The sequence below is a fragment of the Paucibacter sp. PLA-PC-4 genome (assembly GCF_026241155.1).
Classification (GTDB): Bacteria; Pseudomonadota; Gammaproteobacteria; order Burkholderiales; family Burkholderiaceae_C; genus Roseateles_E.
The window spans coordinates 71211-86770 of sequence record NZ_JAPFGP010000002.1 but is presented as its reverse complement, the minus strand read 5'-3'; the positions used below and the strand labels follow the sequence as shown (position 1 = coordinate 86770).

13 protein-coding genes are annotated in these 15560 nt (G+C 66.3%); 10 read left to right on the top strand and 3 right to left on the bottom strand.

Annotation, left to right across the window (positions count from 1 at the left end; all coding sequences use genetic code 11):
* Nucleotides 1-28 precede the first annotated feature (28 nt).
* Complete coding sequence (gene kduD / locus OOZ63_RS03310) at nt 29-790, bottom strand: 2-dehydro-3-deoxy-D-gluconate 5-dehydrogenase KduD (protein ID WP_323055721.1); 762 nt, start codon at nt 788-790, stop codon at nt 29-31.
* Nucleotides 791-1014: 224 nt separating this feature from the next.
* Between kduD and OOZ63_RS03305 the strand changes: the two genes are divergently transcribed.
* The 5 genes from OOZ63_RS03305 (at nt 1015) to OOZ63_RS03285 (ending at nt 8737) form a co-directional block, all read left to right on the top strand.
* Nucleotides 1015-1350 carry a cupin domain-containing protein gene (locus OOZ63_RS03305; RefSeq protein WP_266003894.1) on the top strand — a complete coding sequence of 112 codons (336 nt, stop codon included), beginning with the start codon at nt 1015-1017 and terminating at the stop codon, nt 1348-1350.
* Between the two features lie 191 nt (nt 1351-1541).
* Entirely contained in the window at nt 1542-4484 is a 2943-nt protein-coding gene (locus OOZ63_RS03300; RefSeq protein ID WP_266003893.1) for a TonB-dependent receptor, read from the top strand.
* Nucleotides 4485-4558: 74 nt separating this feature from the next.
* Complete coding sequence (locus OOZ63_RS03295; RefSeq protein ID WP_266003892.1) at nt 4559-5320, top strand: rhamnogalacturonan acetylesterase; 762 nt, start codon at nt 4559-4561, stop codon at nt 5318-5320.
* A gap of 46 nt (nt 5321-5366) precedes the next feature.
* Nucleotides 5367-5924: a PEP-CTERM sorting domain-containing protein gene (locus OOZ63_RS03290; RefSeq protein ID WP_266003891.1), complete on the top strand. Its 558-nt coding sequence runs from the start codon at nt 5367-5369 to the stop codon at nt 5922-5924.
* Nucleotides 5921-8737 carry a pectinesterase family protein gene (locus OOZ63_RS03285; protein ID WP_266003889.1) on the top strand — a complete coding sequence of 939 codons (2817 nt, stop codon included), beginning with the start codon at nt 5921-5923 and terminating at the stop codon, nt 8735-8737. Before OOZ63_RS03290 ends, OOZ63_RS03285 begins: the two co-directional genes overlap by 4 nt.
* A gap of 21 nt (nt 8738-8758) precedes the next feature.
* Here OOZ63_RS03285 and OOZ63_RS03280 read toward each other — a convergent pair whose 3' ends face one another.
* Both OOZ63_RS03280 and OOZ63_RS03275 read right to left on the bottom strand, forming a co-directional pair.
* Nucleotides 8759-10054: a pectate lyase family protein gene (locus OOZ63_RS03280; RefSeq protein ID WP_266003888.1), complete on the bottom strand. Its 1296-nt coding sequence runs from the start codon at nt 10052-10054 to the stop codon at nt 8759-8761.
* A complete protein-coding gene (locus tag OOZ63_RS03275; protein ID WP_266003887.1) occupies nt 10051-10998 on the bottom strand; it encodes a sugar kinase in 948 nt (315 codons plus the stop codon). Before OOZ63_RS03275 ends, OOZ63_RS03280 begins: the two co-directional genes overlap by 4 nt.
* Before the next feature lie 95 nt (nt 10999-11093).
* On the opposite strand from OOZ63_RS03275, the gene OOZ63_RS03270 reads away from it, so the two are divergent.
* The 5 genes from OOZ63_RS03270 to OOZ63_RS03250 are packed head-to-tail and all read left to right on the top strand — an operon-like array spanning nt 11094 to nt 15558.
* Nucleotides 11094-11918: an NAD-dependent epimerase/dehydratase family protein gene (locus tag OOZ63_RS03270; RefSeq protein ID WP_266003886.1), complete on the top strand. Its 825-nt coding sequence runs from the start codon at nt 11094-11096 to the stop codon at nt 11916-11918.
* Nucleotides 11908-12816 carry an SMP-30/gluconolactonase/LRE family protein gene (locus tag OOZ63_RS03265; protein WP_266003885.1) on the top strand — a complete coding sequence of 303 codons (909 nt, stop codon included), beginning with the start codon at nt 11908-11910 and terminating at the stop codon, nt 12814-12816. The genes OOZ63_RS03270 and OOZ63_RS03265 overlap by 11 nt, the downstream gene beginning before the upstream one ends.
* Complete coding sequence (locus OOZ63_RS03260) at nt 12813-13784, top strand: TRAP transporter substrate-binding protein (protein WP_266003884.1); 972 nt, start codon at nt 12813-12815, stop codon at nt 13782-13784. The genes OOZ63_RS03265 and OOZ63_RS03260 overlap by 4 nt, the downstream gene beginning before the upstream one ends.
* A 47-nt stretch (nt 13785-13831) precedes the next feature.
* A complete protein-coding gene (locus OOZ63_RS03255; protein WP_266004279.1) occupies nt 13832-14278 on the top strand; it encodes a TRAP transporter small permease in 447 nt (148 codons plus the stop codon).
* Complete coding sequence (locus OOZ63_RS03250; RefSeq protein WP_266003883.1) at nt 14269-15558, top strand: TRAP transporter large permease; 1290 nt, start codon at nt 14269-14271, stop codon at nt 15556-15558. Before OOZ63_RS03255 ends, OOZ63_RS03250 begins: the two co-directional genes overlap by 10 nt.
* The last annotated feature ends 2 nt before the right edge of the window (nt 15559-15560 follow it).

Here is a 15560-nt window from a genome sequence, read left to right as displayed (position 1 = left end):
CCCGGGTCACGGCAGTGAGAAAGAGGGCCTAGCGGGCCAGCCAGCCGCCGTCAACGGCCACGGTGTAGCCGTTGACGTAATCTGACGCCTGCGAGGCCAAAAAGACCACCGGACCGGCCAGATCATCGGGCACACCCCAGCGCCCGGCCGGGATGCGCTCGAGGATGGCGGCATTGCGACCTTCGTCGGCGCGCAGCGCGGCGGTGTTGTTTGTGGCCATATAGCCAGGCGCGATCGCGTTGACGTTGATGCGCTGCGAGGCCCATTCATTGGCCATGAGCCGCGTGATGCCCATCACACCGCTTTTGCTGGCCGTGTAGGAGGGCACGCGCACGCCGCCCTGGTAGGACAGCATCGAGGCCACATTGATGATCTTGCCGCCGCTGCCCTGGGCCATGTATTGGCGCGCCACGGCCTGCGAGAAGAAGAACACTGTCTTCAGGTTCAGGTCGATGACGTCGTCCCAGTCCTTCTCGCTGAACTTGATCGCATCCTCGCGACGGATGATGCCGGCGTTGTTGACCAGGATATCGACCCGCCCGCCAAAGCTCTTGGCCTCGCTGACCAGCCCTTCCAAACAGCTGATGTCGGACAGATTGGCACGCAGGTCGAGGAAGCGGCGACCTAGCGCCTGTACCTGCTCGCGGGTCTCATCCGGTTCGGACACGTTGACGCCGACGATGTCAGCGCCGGCTTGGGCCAACGCCCGGGCCATGCCCTGGCCCAGGCCGGTGTTGCAGCCGGTCACGATGGCGACGCGGCCCTGCAGATGGAAATTATCCAGAATCATGTGCTGTCTCTCTGATTTCTGACGCACTGAACAGGCGTCTCGGGATGCCCCTAGAGGCTCAATGGCCGCTAGCCTAACGCAGCCTGGGACTTTCCCGGAATTATGGTTTCTATTTAGTGAACCAATGTTTCATTTATTTGCGTCAGCGCTATAGTAGCTGCAAATCGATGTTTCAGACATCACACCGCGCCCGGGCTTTCGGGTGGAGACAGCGGAGCTAAGACATGAGCAGCAGCTACTTCGACAACGATGCCGCCCCTTGGACCGAGCTGGGCGAGGGCATACGGCGCAAGATCGTCGGCCACACGCCGGAGCTGATGTCGGTGCTGGTGCAGTTCGACAAGGGCGCCGTCGGCACCCAGCACGCTCACGACGCCCACGACCAGATCGCCTATGTGATCTCCGGCTCCTTCGAGGCCGAGGTCGCCGGTGCCAAGCGCGTGCTCAGAGTCGGAGACGCTTTCGTGGCCCCTCGCCTACATACCCACGGCGTGGTGGCTCTTGAAGCCGGCAGCACCCTGCTGGACCAGTTCTCTCCCCGCCGCGAGGACTACCTCTAAGTCGCTCGAGGTCCAGCGGTCGCCGCACTGCAGCGCGCGGCCGCCCCGTCAAAAGGCGCCCTGCGCGCGCCGGTGTCATCCCCACCTCAGACCGAGCTACGGGCACAGAACCCGCAGCGGTCGGTGAATGCCAAGCAGTGCCCTGCTCGCATCGGGCGAGCCTGCGCTAAAAATCAATAGGAGACTAGACCATGCAAACCCGCCACAGGCTCAAGCAGCCGCGACTGTCCAAACTGGCCGCCTGCCTCTTGGGCTCCACCAGCCTGCTTGCCGCTGCCCAGAGCGCCGCGCCCGCCGCCGAGCCGCAGGCCATGGAGACCGTGGTTGTGACCGGCTTCCGGTCCTCCTTGGAGAGCGCACTGAACAAGAAGCGTGAGGACAAGGGCATCGTCGATGTCATCAAGGCCGAAGACATCGCCAAGTTCCCCGATACCAACCTGGCCGAGTCGCTGCAGCGAATCCCCGGCGTCGTGATCGATCGCGACGCTGGCGAGGGCCGCAGCATCACGGTGCGCGGCCTGGGCTCGGACTTCACACGCGTGCGTATCAACGGCATCGAGGCCCTGGCCACCACCGGCGGCACCGACAGTTCGGGCGGCGCGAACCGCTCGCGCGGCTTCGACTTCAACGTCTTCGCAGCCGAGCTGTTCAACAGCATCACGGTGCGCAAGAGCAGCTCGGCCGATGTCGAAGAAGGCTCGCTGGGCGCCACCGTCGATCTGCAGACCACCCGGCCCTTCGATCTGAAGGGCTTCACCGCATCGGTCTCGGTCAAGGGCCGCTATAACGATCTGTCCGAGAAGACAGATCCGCGCCTGGCCGTGCTGATCTCCAACACCTTTGCTGACCGCAAGCTGGGCGTGCTTTTCTCGGCCGCCTACTCCAAGCGCCGCGTCTTCGAGGATGGCTTCAGCACGGTGCGCTGGGACAACGGTCCCTCGTCCGGCGGCTGGTGCGCACCCACCGGCGTCGCCAACAACCCGGCCAACTCCACCGCCACCACCTGCGGCCCGGCCGCTCAGGGTGTGCCACGCCTGACCGGCACGCCGGCCAACATCGCCGCGTACAACGCCGCCAGCAACCCGGCCAATTTTCACCCGCGCCTGCCCCGCTACGGCCGCCTGACTCACGACCAGGACCGTCTGGGCATCACCAGCTCGGTGCAGCTCAAGCCGCGCGACGGCACGCTGCTGACACTGGACATGCTCTACTCCAAGCTCAAGGCCACCCGCCAAGAGGACTTCCTGCAGGCCATCTCCTTCAGCCGCAATGCTGGACAAGGCGGCAAGCCGCAGACCAGCGTCGTCGACACCGCCTACGACAGCAACGGCGCCCTGCTCCACGGCACGTACAACGGTGTCGACATCCGTTCCGAGTCTCGGTTCGACAAGCTCTCGACCACGTTCACCCAACCCAGCCTGCTGCTGGAGCAGGACATCGGCGAGACCATGAAGCTGACCGCCTCGGTGGGCCGGGCCGAGTCGAAGTTCCGCAATCCTGTGCAGACCACAACAACCCTGGATGCTCTCAACGTCAACGGCTACTCGATCGACTTCCGTGGCGACGACCGCGCGCCGGCCATCAGCTACCCCTTCGATGTAACCCAAAGCGGCGTTGGCGGCCTGGGCCTGGTGACCATTCCGCGCGTGAATTCGGGCACACAGCCCGCCACCATCGCCAACACCTCGGCCAGCGAGATCCGCATCCGACCGCAAGGCGCCAACAACATCAACGATGTCGCCCATGTGGACCTGGCCTGGGAAGCGATCCCCGACAAGCTGACCCTCAAGTTCGGCGGCGACTACAAGAAGTACAAGTTTGACACCTACGAGTTCCGTCGCGTCAACCAGAACGACACTATCTTCGCGCCGCCCGCCGGCGCCGGCAATCTGACGACGCTGCTGACCGGTTTCGGCAAGGGCCTGGGCATGCCGGCCGGCACACCGACCTCCTGGGTGATTCCCGACCTGAACGCGATTGCGGCAGCCTACGACATCTACTGCAACTGCATCAAGAGCGGCCCGGCCGGCGGCCCCGGCGACTTCACGCTGTCGTCCACCACCAACGGCAATGCCCGCGGCAACAACCGCTCGGTGGTCGAGAAGGACACCGGCGCCTTCTTCATGGCCGATTTCGCCACCCAGCTTTTTGGCCTGAAGGTCAAGGGCAATGCCGGTGCGCGCTATGTCAAGACCGAGCAGGCAGCGACCGGCTATCTGGCCACCGCCGGCGGCACCGAGGTCACGGTGAACAACAACTACGACGACTGGCTGCCGTCGATGAACCTGGCCGCCAATCTGAGCCGCGACGTCGTGCTGCGCCTGGCCGCCGCCAAAGTGATGGCCCGGCCGCAACTCGGCAATCTGAACCCTGGCGGCTCGATCAGCACCACCGGCACCTTGTCGGTGACCAGCGGCAACCCGCTGCTCAAGCCCTTCCGCGCAAAGACCTTTGACGCCAGCCTGGAGTGGTATGTCAGCAAGGATGCCTTCGTCGGCGTCGGCCTCTTCCACAAGAAGATCGACACCTACATCCAGAGCCTGCGCACCAATGTGCCGTTCAAGGAAACCGGCCTGCCGCTGAACCTGCTGCCACCCAACTTCACCGGCGACGAGGTCTTCCAGGTCACGACCCCGATCAACACCCCCGGAGGCAAGCTCAACGGCATCGAGCTGAACTACCAGCAGCCCTTCACCTTCCTGCCCGGCTTTGGCCGCAACTTCGGCACGCTCCTGAACTACACCTATGTGAAGTCCAAGATCCAGTACCAGGTTTCGCCGACGGCCGCGACCACGATCACCGACGATCTGCTGAACCTGAGCCCGAAGTCCTGGAACGCCACGCTGTACTACGACGACGGCAAGTTCAGCGCCCGCGTCTCGGCCGCGCAGCGCAGCGGCTTCCTGACCCGGGTGCCGGGCCAGAACAACAACGATGTCGAGGGTAAGAACAGCTCGCTGAACGTCGATGCGTCGATTTCCTACAAGGTCAACGACCAGTTGGAAGTCACGCTGGAGGGCGTCAATCTGAACAACCGGGCCAACGATCAGTTCATCAGCCGCGCTCGCAACAGCGTCGTCGTGAACCACGTCACCGGCCGCGAGTTCCTGTTCGGGGCCCGCTACAAGTTCTGACCGGGGCGCAAACGCCACCGCAAGCAAGTCCAAAGGTGCGGCACAGTCCCGCACCTTTTTTTTGCCCAGCCACGATGAAAACAGTACTTCTCCTGCTGGCCCTCACGCTGGCCGGCTTCAGCGCGGACACCCAGGCACAGAACACCCGGCTGATCCTTGTCGGCGACTCGACGATGGCGCCGCGCAGTGGCTACGGCGACGCATTGTGCGCACGCTTCAGGCCCGAGCTGCGATGCGTGAACTTGGCGCGCGGCGGCCGCAGCTCCGGCTCCTTCCGTGCCGAAGGGCTGTGGGAGCACGTGCTGGAATTGCTGCGCGGGCCTGATGGCCCACGTAGCTATGTGCTGATTCAGTTCGGTCACAACGACCAACCCGGCAAGCCCGGCCGCTCCACCGATCTGGTGCATGACTTCCCCGCCAACCTGGCCCGCTATGTAGACGAGGTACGTGCTACCGGCGCCACGCCAGTACTGCTGACCCCCCTGACCCGGCGCAGCTTTCGCGGCCCCTGGCTGCATGACGACCTCGCGCCCTGGGCCGCCGCCACCCGGCGCGTGGCCGCCGACAAGCGAGCCGCGCTGCTGGACCTGCACGCGCTGAGTCGCGCCGCAGTCCAGGCCATGGGCGAGGCCGAGGCCGACACGTTGGCAATGGCAGCCAAGCCGGTACCCGGCGCGCCCATCCACCCCGCGACAACGGCCGAGCGCGCCGGTGCCGCCAATCCCGTGTTCGACCGCACCCATCTGGGCGACAAGGGGGCGCGGCTGATTGCATCCATCGTCGCCCGGCAACTGCAAGACCTGACCCCCGAGCTAGGCGCGCAGCTGCTGCCCTGAATTCATCCCCACAACAAGCCGCTCGACGGCATCGGAGACAAAGCGCATGAGACCACTTCTTTTGAGAACCCTGCTGGCCTGCTTGCTGGCACCTGGCGCCGCCTTGGCCCAAACCACCGTGACCGCGCTGCTCGACGGCCAGCCCAGCCTGCTCGGCTGGGAACAGGGCTACGAGAGCGGCGCCGGAAGCCACATCGTCACGCTCAGCGACAGCGAGCTGGAATACCTCAGCGCAGACTACGCGCTGGCCATTGATCTGTTCAGCGACGGTCTGATCCGTCTCTATGACAACAGCGAAACCGGCAGCATGGTCGGCTCGACGCTGAGCCTGGACTTCGCCGGTTTGGGCACCGCGATCACCGGCATCGCGCTGCACGACATCAGCCAGCTCGGCGCTGGCACGGTGAGCGCCACCCTGCTGAGCCCCAGCAGCGTCAGCATCAGCTTTGGCGCGCTGAGCTTCACGAGCGACGCGTTTCCCAGCTTCGAGTTGCAGCTGAGCCTGGCCCCGGTGCCCGAGCCCGCTAGCGCCGCCCTGCTGGCGGCGGGTTTGGCAGGTCTGCTCGCACGGCGCCGCAGACAGGCTCGGGGAGGTCGCGCATGAAAACCAGCACCTTGATCGCGCTGCTGCCGCTGCTGAGCGCGCTGCAGGCAGGCGCCCTGGACATGGCGCAGCAGGCCGCGCCGGCCGACGGCTGGGCGGGCCATGGAGGAGGCACCGTGGGCGGCGCCGCCGCAACGCCGGAGCGCATCTACACGGTCGGTACCCGCGCCGAGCTGCTGGCCGCGCTGGCCAATGGCGGCAATCAGGCCAAGATCATCAAGGTGGCCGGCACCATTGACATGAGCGAGGGCCGGCCTTTCACCAGCGCGGCCGACCAGAGGGCACGGGCCCGCATCAAGCTGCCCAGCCACACCACCCTGGTCGGCGAAGGGCCGGGGGCCGGCTTTGTCAACGGCCATATCGATATCAGCGGCGTCAGCCAAGTGATCGTGCGCAATCTGCACATCGTCGCGCCCTGCGATGTAGCGCCCGTCTGGGACCCCAGTGACGGTGCCCTGGGCAACTGGAACTCGGCCTATGACGCGATTGCGATCACGACCGCAACCCAGGTCTGGATCGACCACAACACCATCACCGACGCACCGCTCACCGACGACCAGCTGCCCATCGAGAACGGCAAGCTCAGGCAATGCCATGACGGTGCCATCGATATTACCAAGGGCGCCGATTTGGTGACCGTGTCCTACAACCTCATCAGGCAGCACGACAAGACAATGCTGATCGGCGGCTCCGACAGCCAGACCAGTGATGCCGGCAAGCTGCGGGTGACGATCGCCAACAATGTGTTCAGCAGCGTCAGCCAGCGCGTGCCGCGCGTGCGCTTCGGCCAGGTCCACCTGTTCAACAACGTCTTCACAGGCAGCAAGAGCGCCAGCCCCTACGCTCACAGCTACAGCGTCGGCATCGGCCGGGCCGCTCAGGTCCTGTCGCATAGCAACGTCTTTGCGATCGAGGGCGCGGCCGGCTGCGACGCTCTGGTCAGCTATCCCAGCGCCGACCGCAGTGGCGGCTTCAAGGACAGCGGCTCCACGCTCAACAACGCAGCGCTGAGCGGCTGCAGCGTGGCCAGCGCACCGGTCGCCTGGGTCCCGCCCTATGCCTACAAACCCCGGCCCGCCGTCCTCGCCAAGGCCAATGCACTGGCCCAGGCCGGCGCAGGCAAGCTGACGACGCAGATCAGCGGCTCGGGGAATGTCGATGATGTGGCTGGTACCAAGGTCCCTGCAGCCCAGGAGACGGACGTACCCACCGACACCCGGCTCGCGCTGGCCTTCGATGCGCCGCCGCTGATCGGCACGAGTGGCTTGATCCAGATCCGCCGCGCCAGCGACGATGCGCTGGTCGACAGCCTGGACATTTCCACCGCCCCGTCGGCCAGCGACACCCAGACCCTGCTGGCGCGGACCAATCTGGAGATCGATGCGCTGGGCCTGGGCGCGATGCCCGAGAACCCGGCGCTGGCCCGCTGGGTATGGTACCGGCCAGTCAGCGTTCAGGGCAGCAAGGCCCTCGTCAAGCTGCGCAGCGGCAAGCTGGACTTCAGCACCAGCTACTACGTGACGATGGACGCCGCCGTGCTGAGTGGCACGATCAAGGGCACACCCTTTGCAGGCATCGGCAAAGCCGACGGCTGGCGCTTCACGACGCGCGCCGCGCCGAGCAGCTATACGCAGGTCCGTGTCGACGATGGCGGCGGCGCGGCCGACTTCCGTACCCTGCAGGGCGCGCTGAACTGGGTCATGAAGCACTGCGCCACCGGCAGCCCGGCGGACTACGGCTGCAACACCGTGGCGACGCCCAAGACCATAGACATCGCCAACGGCCACTATCCTGAACTGGCCGTGCTGCGCCGTGTCCACAATCTGAGCCTGATCGGCGAGAGCCGGGAAGGCGTGGTGGTGGGCGAGGCCAATTTTGAGTCGCTCAACGCCGGCAGCGGTGCTAGCACCGCGACGCCCGGCACGGCACTGTCCAGCTCGGGGCGCACCGCCGGCCACCGCGTGCTGGGCGGCGGACGCTCGGTGCTGCTGGTCGAAAGCGCCGACCTGCTGAGCCTGGTCAACTTCACGCTAAAAAACCCGCATGAGCGCAGCACGCTCTACGACAACCAGGCCGAAGCCCTGTACTTCAACACCAGCACGACGGCCGCGGCCGGCCGGCTGGTCGCCAAGCAGATGAACTTCATCAGCCAGCAGGACACCTTGCAGCTCAAAGGCTACAACTGGATCTACCAGTCTCTGGTCGAAGGCAATGTGGACTTCATCTGGGGCGGCGCGATGGCCAGCCTGTTCGAAGACAGCGAAATCCGCTCGGTGGCCGACCCCGCCAGCAACTCGCCCGGCTACATCCTGCAGGCTCGCGCCACCGTCGGTGACAAGGGCTTTGTGTTCCTCAACAGCCGCCTCACCGCAGGCCCCGGTGTCACACAAGCCTATCTGGCCCGCAGCGGCGGCACCGCGTCGAGCGCCTATGTCGACAATATCGCCTTCGTCAACAGCCGCATCGGCGCGCACATCCTGCCGATCGGCTGGTGCGTCGGCAGCGGCACCAGCAAGACCGGCCAGGGCACAGGCGGCTGCGGCAGCAACCCGCCACCCTGGGCAGGCGGCACCGATGGCAGCGCGACCGACACGGCGGGATGGCGCGAGATCGGCAGCCTGGACCTGGACGGCACGCCGCTGGACATCAGCGCCAGGCTGGGCAGCGCGAACGTCAAGCTCGGCGGCGTCGACAAAGCGGTGCTGCTGGCCAAACAGCTCGGAAGCGACGCCGGCCTGAGCAGCCGCGCCGAGATCTTCCACAACTCGACCATCGCCACCGGCGCGCCGGGAGGGTGGGCGCCGCTGCCATGAGCGGCCTTTGCCTGATGCGGATCAGGGCCTGAACAGACTCTGCCAGCCCTTGCGCGGGCTCATGTCCTGCAGACGCCAGTCGGCCGGATCGAAGCGGCGCCGGGTCGGCACGTGGCGCGGGAATCCGCTGGCGTTCTGGCTCTCGCTGTCGATGATCTGGCCGCGGGCCTCGGCGACGTCTGACAGCAGCTTGAAGTCGATCGCATCGCGGGCCCATGGCCGCGCGCCGGCGGCCAGCATCAGCTCGGCCTCCAGCCGCTCGGCCGGCAGGGTTTGCAACCCAGGCGGCAGATAGGGCTGCTCGGCGGCGACGATGCGGGCCGGGCCGGCCGTGTAGACCCCGGTCTGCGCGAGCTCGCGGCCGGCCATGTCCAGCGCCACGTTGCCTTGCATGAAAAGCTCCACATCGCCATGGCCGCCCAGCGCGAACAGCGGCGTGCCGGCCAGCGTGTCGGGCCCGTGGCGCAGCACATTACCGACCAGGCTGATCCGGCCGTTCTGATGGGGCTGGCCGGCCCATTCATGCGCGACCAGGTTGTAGTGCACCGCCTTGGCGCCGGGGTTGTAGATCAGGTTGTTCACCATGGCAGCCTGCACTCCGCCCTTGAACAGCGCGTTGCGCTCCCGGTTGGAAGCATAGACATTGCCGTAAATCAGGATTGCGCTGGCGTTGTCATGGATCAGCGAGCCCTTGGAGTGCTCGCCCTTCTCGTGGACGGAGTTCGCCAGGCCCTCGTAGATCAGATTGTGGCTGAAGGTGATCTGGCGACCGGTGTGCTCGCGCCACTGCGCGGGCGTGGCGCCCTCGAAACGCGGACCGGAGACCGACAGGTTCTCGTCGGTGGCCCAGGAGAAGCTGCAGTGGTCGACGATGATGTTGCGGGCCGCACCGACGGTTGAGATGCCGTCCTGGTCGCCGCCGCCCTTCTTGGGCCGGCCGAACTCGCCGGGCCGGAACCTCAGGTGCTGGATGATCACATCATGCGTGGCGATCAGGGTCTCGGCCTTGATCACGGTGATGCCGGGGTCTGGCGCGGTCTGCCCGGCCACGGTCACAAAGGGGTCGCGGATCTGCAGTCTGGCGCCGGCCATATCGATCACGCCACCAACCTCGAAGACCACGATGCGCGGCCCCTGGGCCTCCAACGCCGCACGTAGCGAACCGGGACCGTCGGCCGCCAGCGTGTCCACGCGCAGGATGCGGCCGCCCTGCCCGCCCTGGGTCGTAGCCCAGCCGGGGTGAACGATGCCGCCGCGGTCCAGCGCCCAGGCCTGCAAGGCCATCAGCAAGAGACCCAGAGCCAGTGCCGCCTTCATGCGGCGTCCACCAGGTCGGCCATAGCCTCGGCCGGAATCAGCGCCCCGCGATGCTGGATCACACGGGCCGCCACCCGGTTGCCGAACCGCGCCGATTCCAGGGCGCCGGCGCCGGCCAGACGCCGGCTCAGATAGCCGGCGGCAAAGGAGTCGCCGGCAGCCGTCGTGTCGACCACACGCGCCACCGGCTCGGTGGCCGCCTCTTGCCAAGGCCCGCCGGGTGCGCGCAGCAGGGTCGCAGCTGCACCGCGCTTGATCACCAGCTCGGGCGGAGCGAGGTCTTGCGCGGCCGCCAGCGCCGCCTCGGCGCTGTGCAGTCCCAGCAGCGCCTGGTGATCATCGGCCGTCACCAGAGCGAGCGTGGCCAGCTCAAAGGCACGCTCAAAGCTCGAGCGCGCCTCGTCCGCATTGGCCCACAGCCGCGGGCGGTAGTTGTTGTCGAACACCACCATCGCGCCGCGCTCGCGCAGCGCGCGCATCAAGGCGAACAGGCGCTCGCGCCCGGCCGGCGGCAAAATGGCCAGGCTGATGCCGCTCAGATAGAGTGCATCCCAGCTCGCCAGGCCCTGCTCCAGCGGCGTGCGCTCGACCTCGAAATAGGCCTTGGCCGCGCTGGTGTCACGCCAGTAGCTGAAGCTGCGCTCGCCACGCTCATCGACCTCGATCAGATAGAGCCCCGGCATGCGCCCCGCCAGGCGCCGCACCAAGCCGGTGTCTACCCCCTCCTCCTGCCAGCGCTCAATCAGGCCGCTGCTGAAGCGGTCCTCGCCCAAGCCGGTTGCATAGCTGGGTCGGATGCCGGCGGCCGCACCGCAGCGGGCCAGGTAGACGGCGGTGTTCAAGGTGTCGCCGCCATAGCCCTGTCGCATCACGCCAAAGGCCTGACCCTGCAATTCCAGCATGCATTCGCCGATCAGCGCGACCCGCTTTCTCTCAAGCCTCATGGAATCCCCTAGCATTTTCGAAACAGTGTTTCGATATTCTACGAAGACACTTTCATTTCCGGCACAGGGCTGTCCCTAAAGCCGCAACAGGCCGCATGAACCCCGACGTAAAGACGCCATCGACTTGGCTGCTGACCGGCGCCGCAGGCACCCTGGGGACGGTCTTGCGCGCGCCGCTGGGCCGGGCTTGCCGCCGGCTGCGGCTCAGCGATCGCCTCGCGCTAGATGGCGCCCTGGACGCGCATGAAGAGCAGCAGCCCTGCGACCTGGCCAACCGCGCTGCGGTGAAGGCCCTGCTTCAGGGTGTCGACGCCGTCGTGCACCTTGGCGGGATCAGCGTCGAGCGTCCCTACGAGCAGATCGCGCCTGCCAACGTGGACGGCGTCTTCCATCTCTACGAGGCGGCCCGCCTGGCCGGCACGCGCCGCATCGTCTTCGCCAGCTCCAACCATGTAACCGGCGGCTACGCGCGCGGCACAGCGCTGAGCCCGCAAGACCCGCCACGGCCGGACGGCTATTACGGCCTGAGCAAACTGTTCGGCGAGGGTATGGCCCGGCTCTACTGGGACCGCTACGGCATCGAGTCGGTCTGCCTGCGCCTGGGCACCGCAACGGCCGAGCCGCCCGATGCGCGCGCGCTGTCCACCTGGCTCAGCCATGCCGACCTGCAGCGCCTGGTGCTGGCGGCGCTGCGCGCCCCCAAAGTAGGCTGTCTGACCGTGTACGGTGTCTCAGCCAACCCCGAGCGCTGGTGGAGTGAGGACGGCTGGTCGCAGATCGGCTACAGCCCGCAGGACAGCGCCGAAGCCTGGCGCGCTCGCGTCGGTACCATGGACTTCCCCGCCGGCACACCGATGGCGCAGCTGCAGGGCGGCAGCTTTCTGGGCCTGGGCCCCTTCGATGCACGCGATGAAGCCTGAGCTCTGGTGGCAGGACGACAGCCAGCTGGCCGAAAGCCCGCTGTGGTCGGCCGAGGCGGCGGCGTTTTTCTGGGTCGACATCAGCGGCCGACGCCTGTGGCGCCATGACGGCTCAGCCGCAGCGGCGCGCAGCTGGGCGCTGCCGCAGCAGATCGGCTGCATCGCGCTGCGCGAAGGCGGCGGGCTGATCGCGGCGCTGCAGGACGGCGTCTACGCGCTCGATCTCGATGACGGACTCGGGTTGCGCCTGCTCGCCCCCGCGGCGCATGGCGCCGATATGCGTTTCAACGACGGCCGCTGCGACCGCCAAGGCCGCTTCTGGGTCGGCAGCCTGCACCTGGCCAGTGGCGCAGAGCGCCAAGCCAAGGGCCGGCTGGCGCGCCTGTCCGCGCCGGGCGAGGCCGGTCCCTGGCAGCCGGCTCTGCGCGAGGATTTACTGGTGGCCAATGGCCTGGGCTTCAGCCCCGACGGCGGCACGCTGTACTTCAGCGACTCGCATGCATCGCAGGCCCGGGTCTGGGTCTGCGACTACGACACCGAGACCGGCCGCGCCGGCGCGCCACGCGACTTCATCACCGCGCTGCCCGTGGGTCGCCCCGATGGCGCGGCGGTCGACGCCGAGGGCGGCTACTGGATCTGCGCCAACGACGGCGCGGCGGTGCTGCGCTATACGCCGGCTGGACGACTGGACCGACGCATCGCGCTGCCGGTGGCCAAGCCCACCATGTGCGCTTTCGGCGGGCCGGCAATGGACCTGCTGGTGATCGCCTCGATGCGCCCCGAGGAAGGCACCACGACAAACCCGCTGGACGGCGCGCTCTTTGCGCTGTGCCCCGGCGTTCAAGGACTTTCGGAAACACCCCACCCCTGCAAAGAAATCAAGGAGACAAAACCATGAAACAGTACAAGCTGGCCGGCCTGGCCCTCGCCGCGCTCGCCCTCATGGGCAAGGATGCCGCCGCCATCGAGTTCCGCTCGGCCGATGTGCACAACGCCGACGACTACCCCACCGTGGCAGCCGTCAAGTACATGAGCGAGCTGCTGGCCCAGAAGAGTGGCGGCAAGCACAAGATCAAGGTCTTCAACAAGGGAGCCCTGGGCACCGAGAAGGAGACCATCGACCAGGTCAAGATCGGCGCGCTGGAGATGACACGCGTCAATATCAGCCCAATGAATGCGATCTGCGCCAAGACCCAGGTGCCGACCATGCCCTTTCTATTCCGCTCGGTCGAGCATATGCGCAAGAGCCTGGACGGCCCGGTCGGCGAGGAGATCCTGAAGAGCTGCGAGGCCCAGGGCTTTGTCGGCCTGGCCTTCTATGACAGTGGCGCCCGCTCGATCTATGGCCGCAAGCCTGTCAAGAGCGTGGCCGATGCCAAGGGCATGAAGATCCGCGTGCAGCAGAGCGATCTGTGGGTAGCTCTGGTCAGTGCAATGGGCGCGAATGCGACGCCGATGCCGATCGGCGAGGTCTACACCGGGCTGAAGACCGGGTTGATCGATGCGGCCGAGAACAATGTGCCTTCCTACGACGGCTTCAAGCACTACGAGGCGGTCAAGTACTACTCGAAGACCGAGCATTCGATGGCGCCCGAGATGCTGCTGATGAGCAAGGCGGTGTTTGACAAGCTGCCCAAGGCCGACCAGGACTTGGTGCGCGCGGTGGCCAAAGAGTCGGTGGCGTTCCAGCGCAAGAAGTGGGATGAGCAAGAGGCAAAGAGCCTGGCCACGGTCAAGGCCGGCGGGGCCGAGATCGTAGAGGTCGACAAGGCCGGCTTCCAGGCCCAGATGGGCCCGGTCTACGCCAAGTTCATGACCACGCCGGATCTGCAACGCCTGGTCAAGGCGGTGCAGGACACCCGGTGAGCAGTCGCTTCACGAGGCTCTGCGCGGGCTTGTCCAAGCTGGCCCTGATGGCGGCCGTGGCGGGCTTGATCGCGGTGGTGCTGTGCGTACAGTTCCAGGTGGTGGGCCGCTATGTGTTCAATGACACCCCGACCTGGGCCGAAGCGCTCGCAATGCTATTGATTCTTTTCGTCACCGCCTTCGGCGTCGCGGTCGGAGTCCGCGACGCCGGCCATATCGGGCTGGAATCGCTGGCGGCCCTGCTGCCCGAACAGCTGCGGCACAAGCTCGAGCTGCTGATCCATGCGCTGGTCGCGCTGTTCGGCGCGCTGATGGCAAAGAGCGGCTGGCTCTGGGCCACGCTGAAGTGGAACGAGCGCAAGCCCATGCTCAACGTGCCCGAGGGCATCGACTATGTGCCCATCGTGATCGCCGGCGTGCTGATCGTGCTCTTCTCAATCGAACATATCGTCGCGCTGTTGAAGGGCGAGACTGTGGAGCCAGCGTGGAATTGACTGTTCTCGGGATTAGTTTCACGGTGCTCCTGCTGCTGGGCGTGCCTGTGGCCTTCTCCATCGGCCTGGCCTCGGTGGCCACCATCATGGCCGCCGGTCTGCCAGTGGCGGTGGTGTTCCAAAAGATGGTCGGCGGCATGCAGGTCTTCTCCTTCCTGGCCATCCCCTTCTTCGTCTTTGCCGGCGAACTGATGCTGCACGGTGGCATCGCCGATCGCATCGTGCGCTTCGCCAACAGCCTGGTCGGCCATGTTCGCGGCGGCCTCGGCATGAGCAATGTGTTGGGCTGTACGCTGTTCGGCGGCGTGGCCGGCTCGCCGCTGGCCGATGTGTCGGCGATGGGCTCGGTGATGATCCCGCTGATGAAGAAGCAGGGCTATCACGCCGACTACGCGGTCAATGTAACCACCCACGCCTCGCTGGTCGGCGCGCTGATGCCGACCTCGCACAACCTGATCATCTTCACGCTGGCCACCGCCGGCATCGCGGCGGTAAGCGTGTTCGACCTGATCCTGGCGGCGCTGATCCCGGCGGTGCTGCTGACCATCGCCAACCTGGCCGCCGCCTACGGCGTCGCGGTCAAGCGCGGCTACCCGACCCATGGCGCCTTCCCCGGCTGGGGCGCCGTACTGGCGGCATTCATCGGCGCGCTGCCCGGCCTGCTGATCGTCGTCATCATCCTGGTGGGCATTCTCAGCGGGGTCTTCACAGCGACCGAGTCGGCCGCCACCGCAGTGTTCTGGGCGCTCTTGATCACGGTCTTCGTCTATCGCTCGCTGAGCTGGCCGCACTTTCTGAAAGCCTGCGCCAAGGCCTGCAAGACCACCGGCGTGGTGCTGCTCTTGATCGGGATTTCCTCGGCCTTCGGCTACTTCATGGCGCTGTACGAGGTGCCGCAGAAGACCGGCGAGCTGATGACCTCGATCACAAGCTCACCCTGGGTGATCTTCCTGATGGTCAACATCTTGCTGTTCCTGCTCGGCACCTTTCTGGACATGGCGGCCACCATCCTGATCTGCACGCCCATCTTTTTACCGATCTGCCAGCAATTTGGCATGAGCCCGGTGCAGTTCGGCATCATGATGCTGATCAACTGTGCGCTCGGGCTGAATACCCCGCCGGTCGGCAGCACCCAGTTCGTTGGCTGCGCGATCGGCGAAATTTCGGTAGGCGAGGTGATGCGATCGATCCTGCCCTTTTACGGCGCGCTGACCGCAACCTTGATGCTGGTGACCTATGTGCCGGCCTTCTCGCTGTGGCTGCCGGGCCTGTTCAGATAGCG

Coding starts and splice junctions, on each gene's coding strand:
- kduD (WP_323055721.1), bottom strand. CDS start 790: ATGATTCTGGATAATTTCCATCTGCAGGGCCGCGTCGCCATCGTGACC.
- OOZ63_RS03305 (WP_266003894.1), top strand. CDS start 1,015: ATGAGCAGCAGCTACTTCGACAACGATGCCGCCCCTTGGACCGAGCTG.
- OOZ63_RS03300 (WP_266003893.1), top strand. CDS start 1,542: ATGCAAACCCGCCACAGGCTCAAGCAGCCGCGACTGTCCAAACTGGCC.
- OOZ63_RS03295 (WP_266003892.1), top strand. CDS start 4,559: ATGAAAACAGTACTTCTCCTGCTGGCCCTCACGCTGGCCGGCTTCAGC.
- OOZ63_RS03290 (WP_266003891.1), top strand. CDS start 5,367: ATGAGACCACTTCTTTTGAGAACCCTGCTGGCCTGCTTGCTGGCACCT.
- OOZ63_RS03285 (WP_266003889.1), top strand. CDS start 5,921: ATGAAAACCAGCACCTTGATCGCGCTGCTGCCGCTGCTGAGCGCGCTG.
- OOZ63_RS03280 (WP_266003888.1), bottom strand. CDS start 10,054: ATGAAGGCGGCACTGGCTCTGGGTCTCTTGCTGATGGCCTTGCAGGCC.
- OOZ63_RS03275 (WP_266003887.1), bottom strand. CDS start 10,998: ATGAGGCTTGAGAGAAAGCGGGTCGCGCTGATCGGCGAATGCATGCTG.
- OOZ63_RS03270 (WP_266003886.1), top strand. CDS start 11,094: ATGAACCCCGACGTAAAGACGCCATCGACTTGGCTGCTGACCGGCGCC.
- OOZ63_RS03265 (WP_266003885.1), top strand. CDS start 11,908: ATGAAGCCTGAGCTCTGGTGGCAGGACGACAGCCAGCTGGCCGAAAGC.
- OOZ63_RS03260 (WP_266003884.1), top strand. CDS start 12,813: ATGAAACAGTACAAGCTGGCCGGCCTGGCCCTCGCCGCGCTCGCCCTC.
- OOZ63_RS03255 (WP_266004279.1), top strand. CDS start 13,832: ATGGCGGCCGTGGCGGGCTTGATCGCGGTGGTGCTGTGCGTACAGTTC.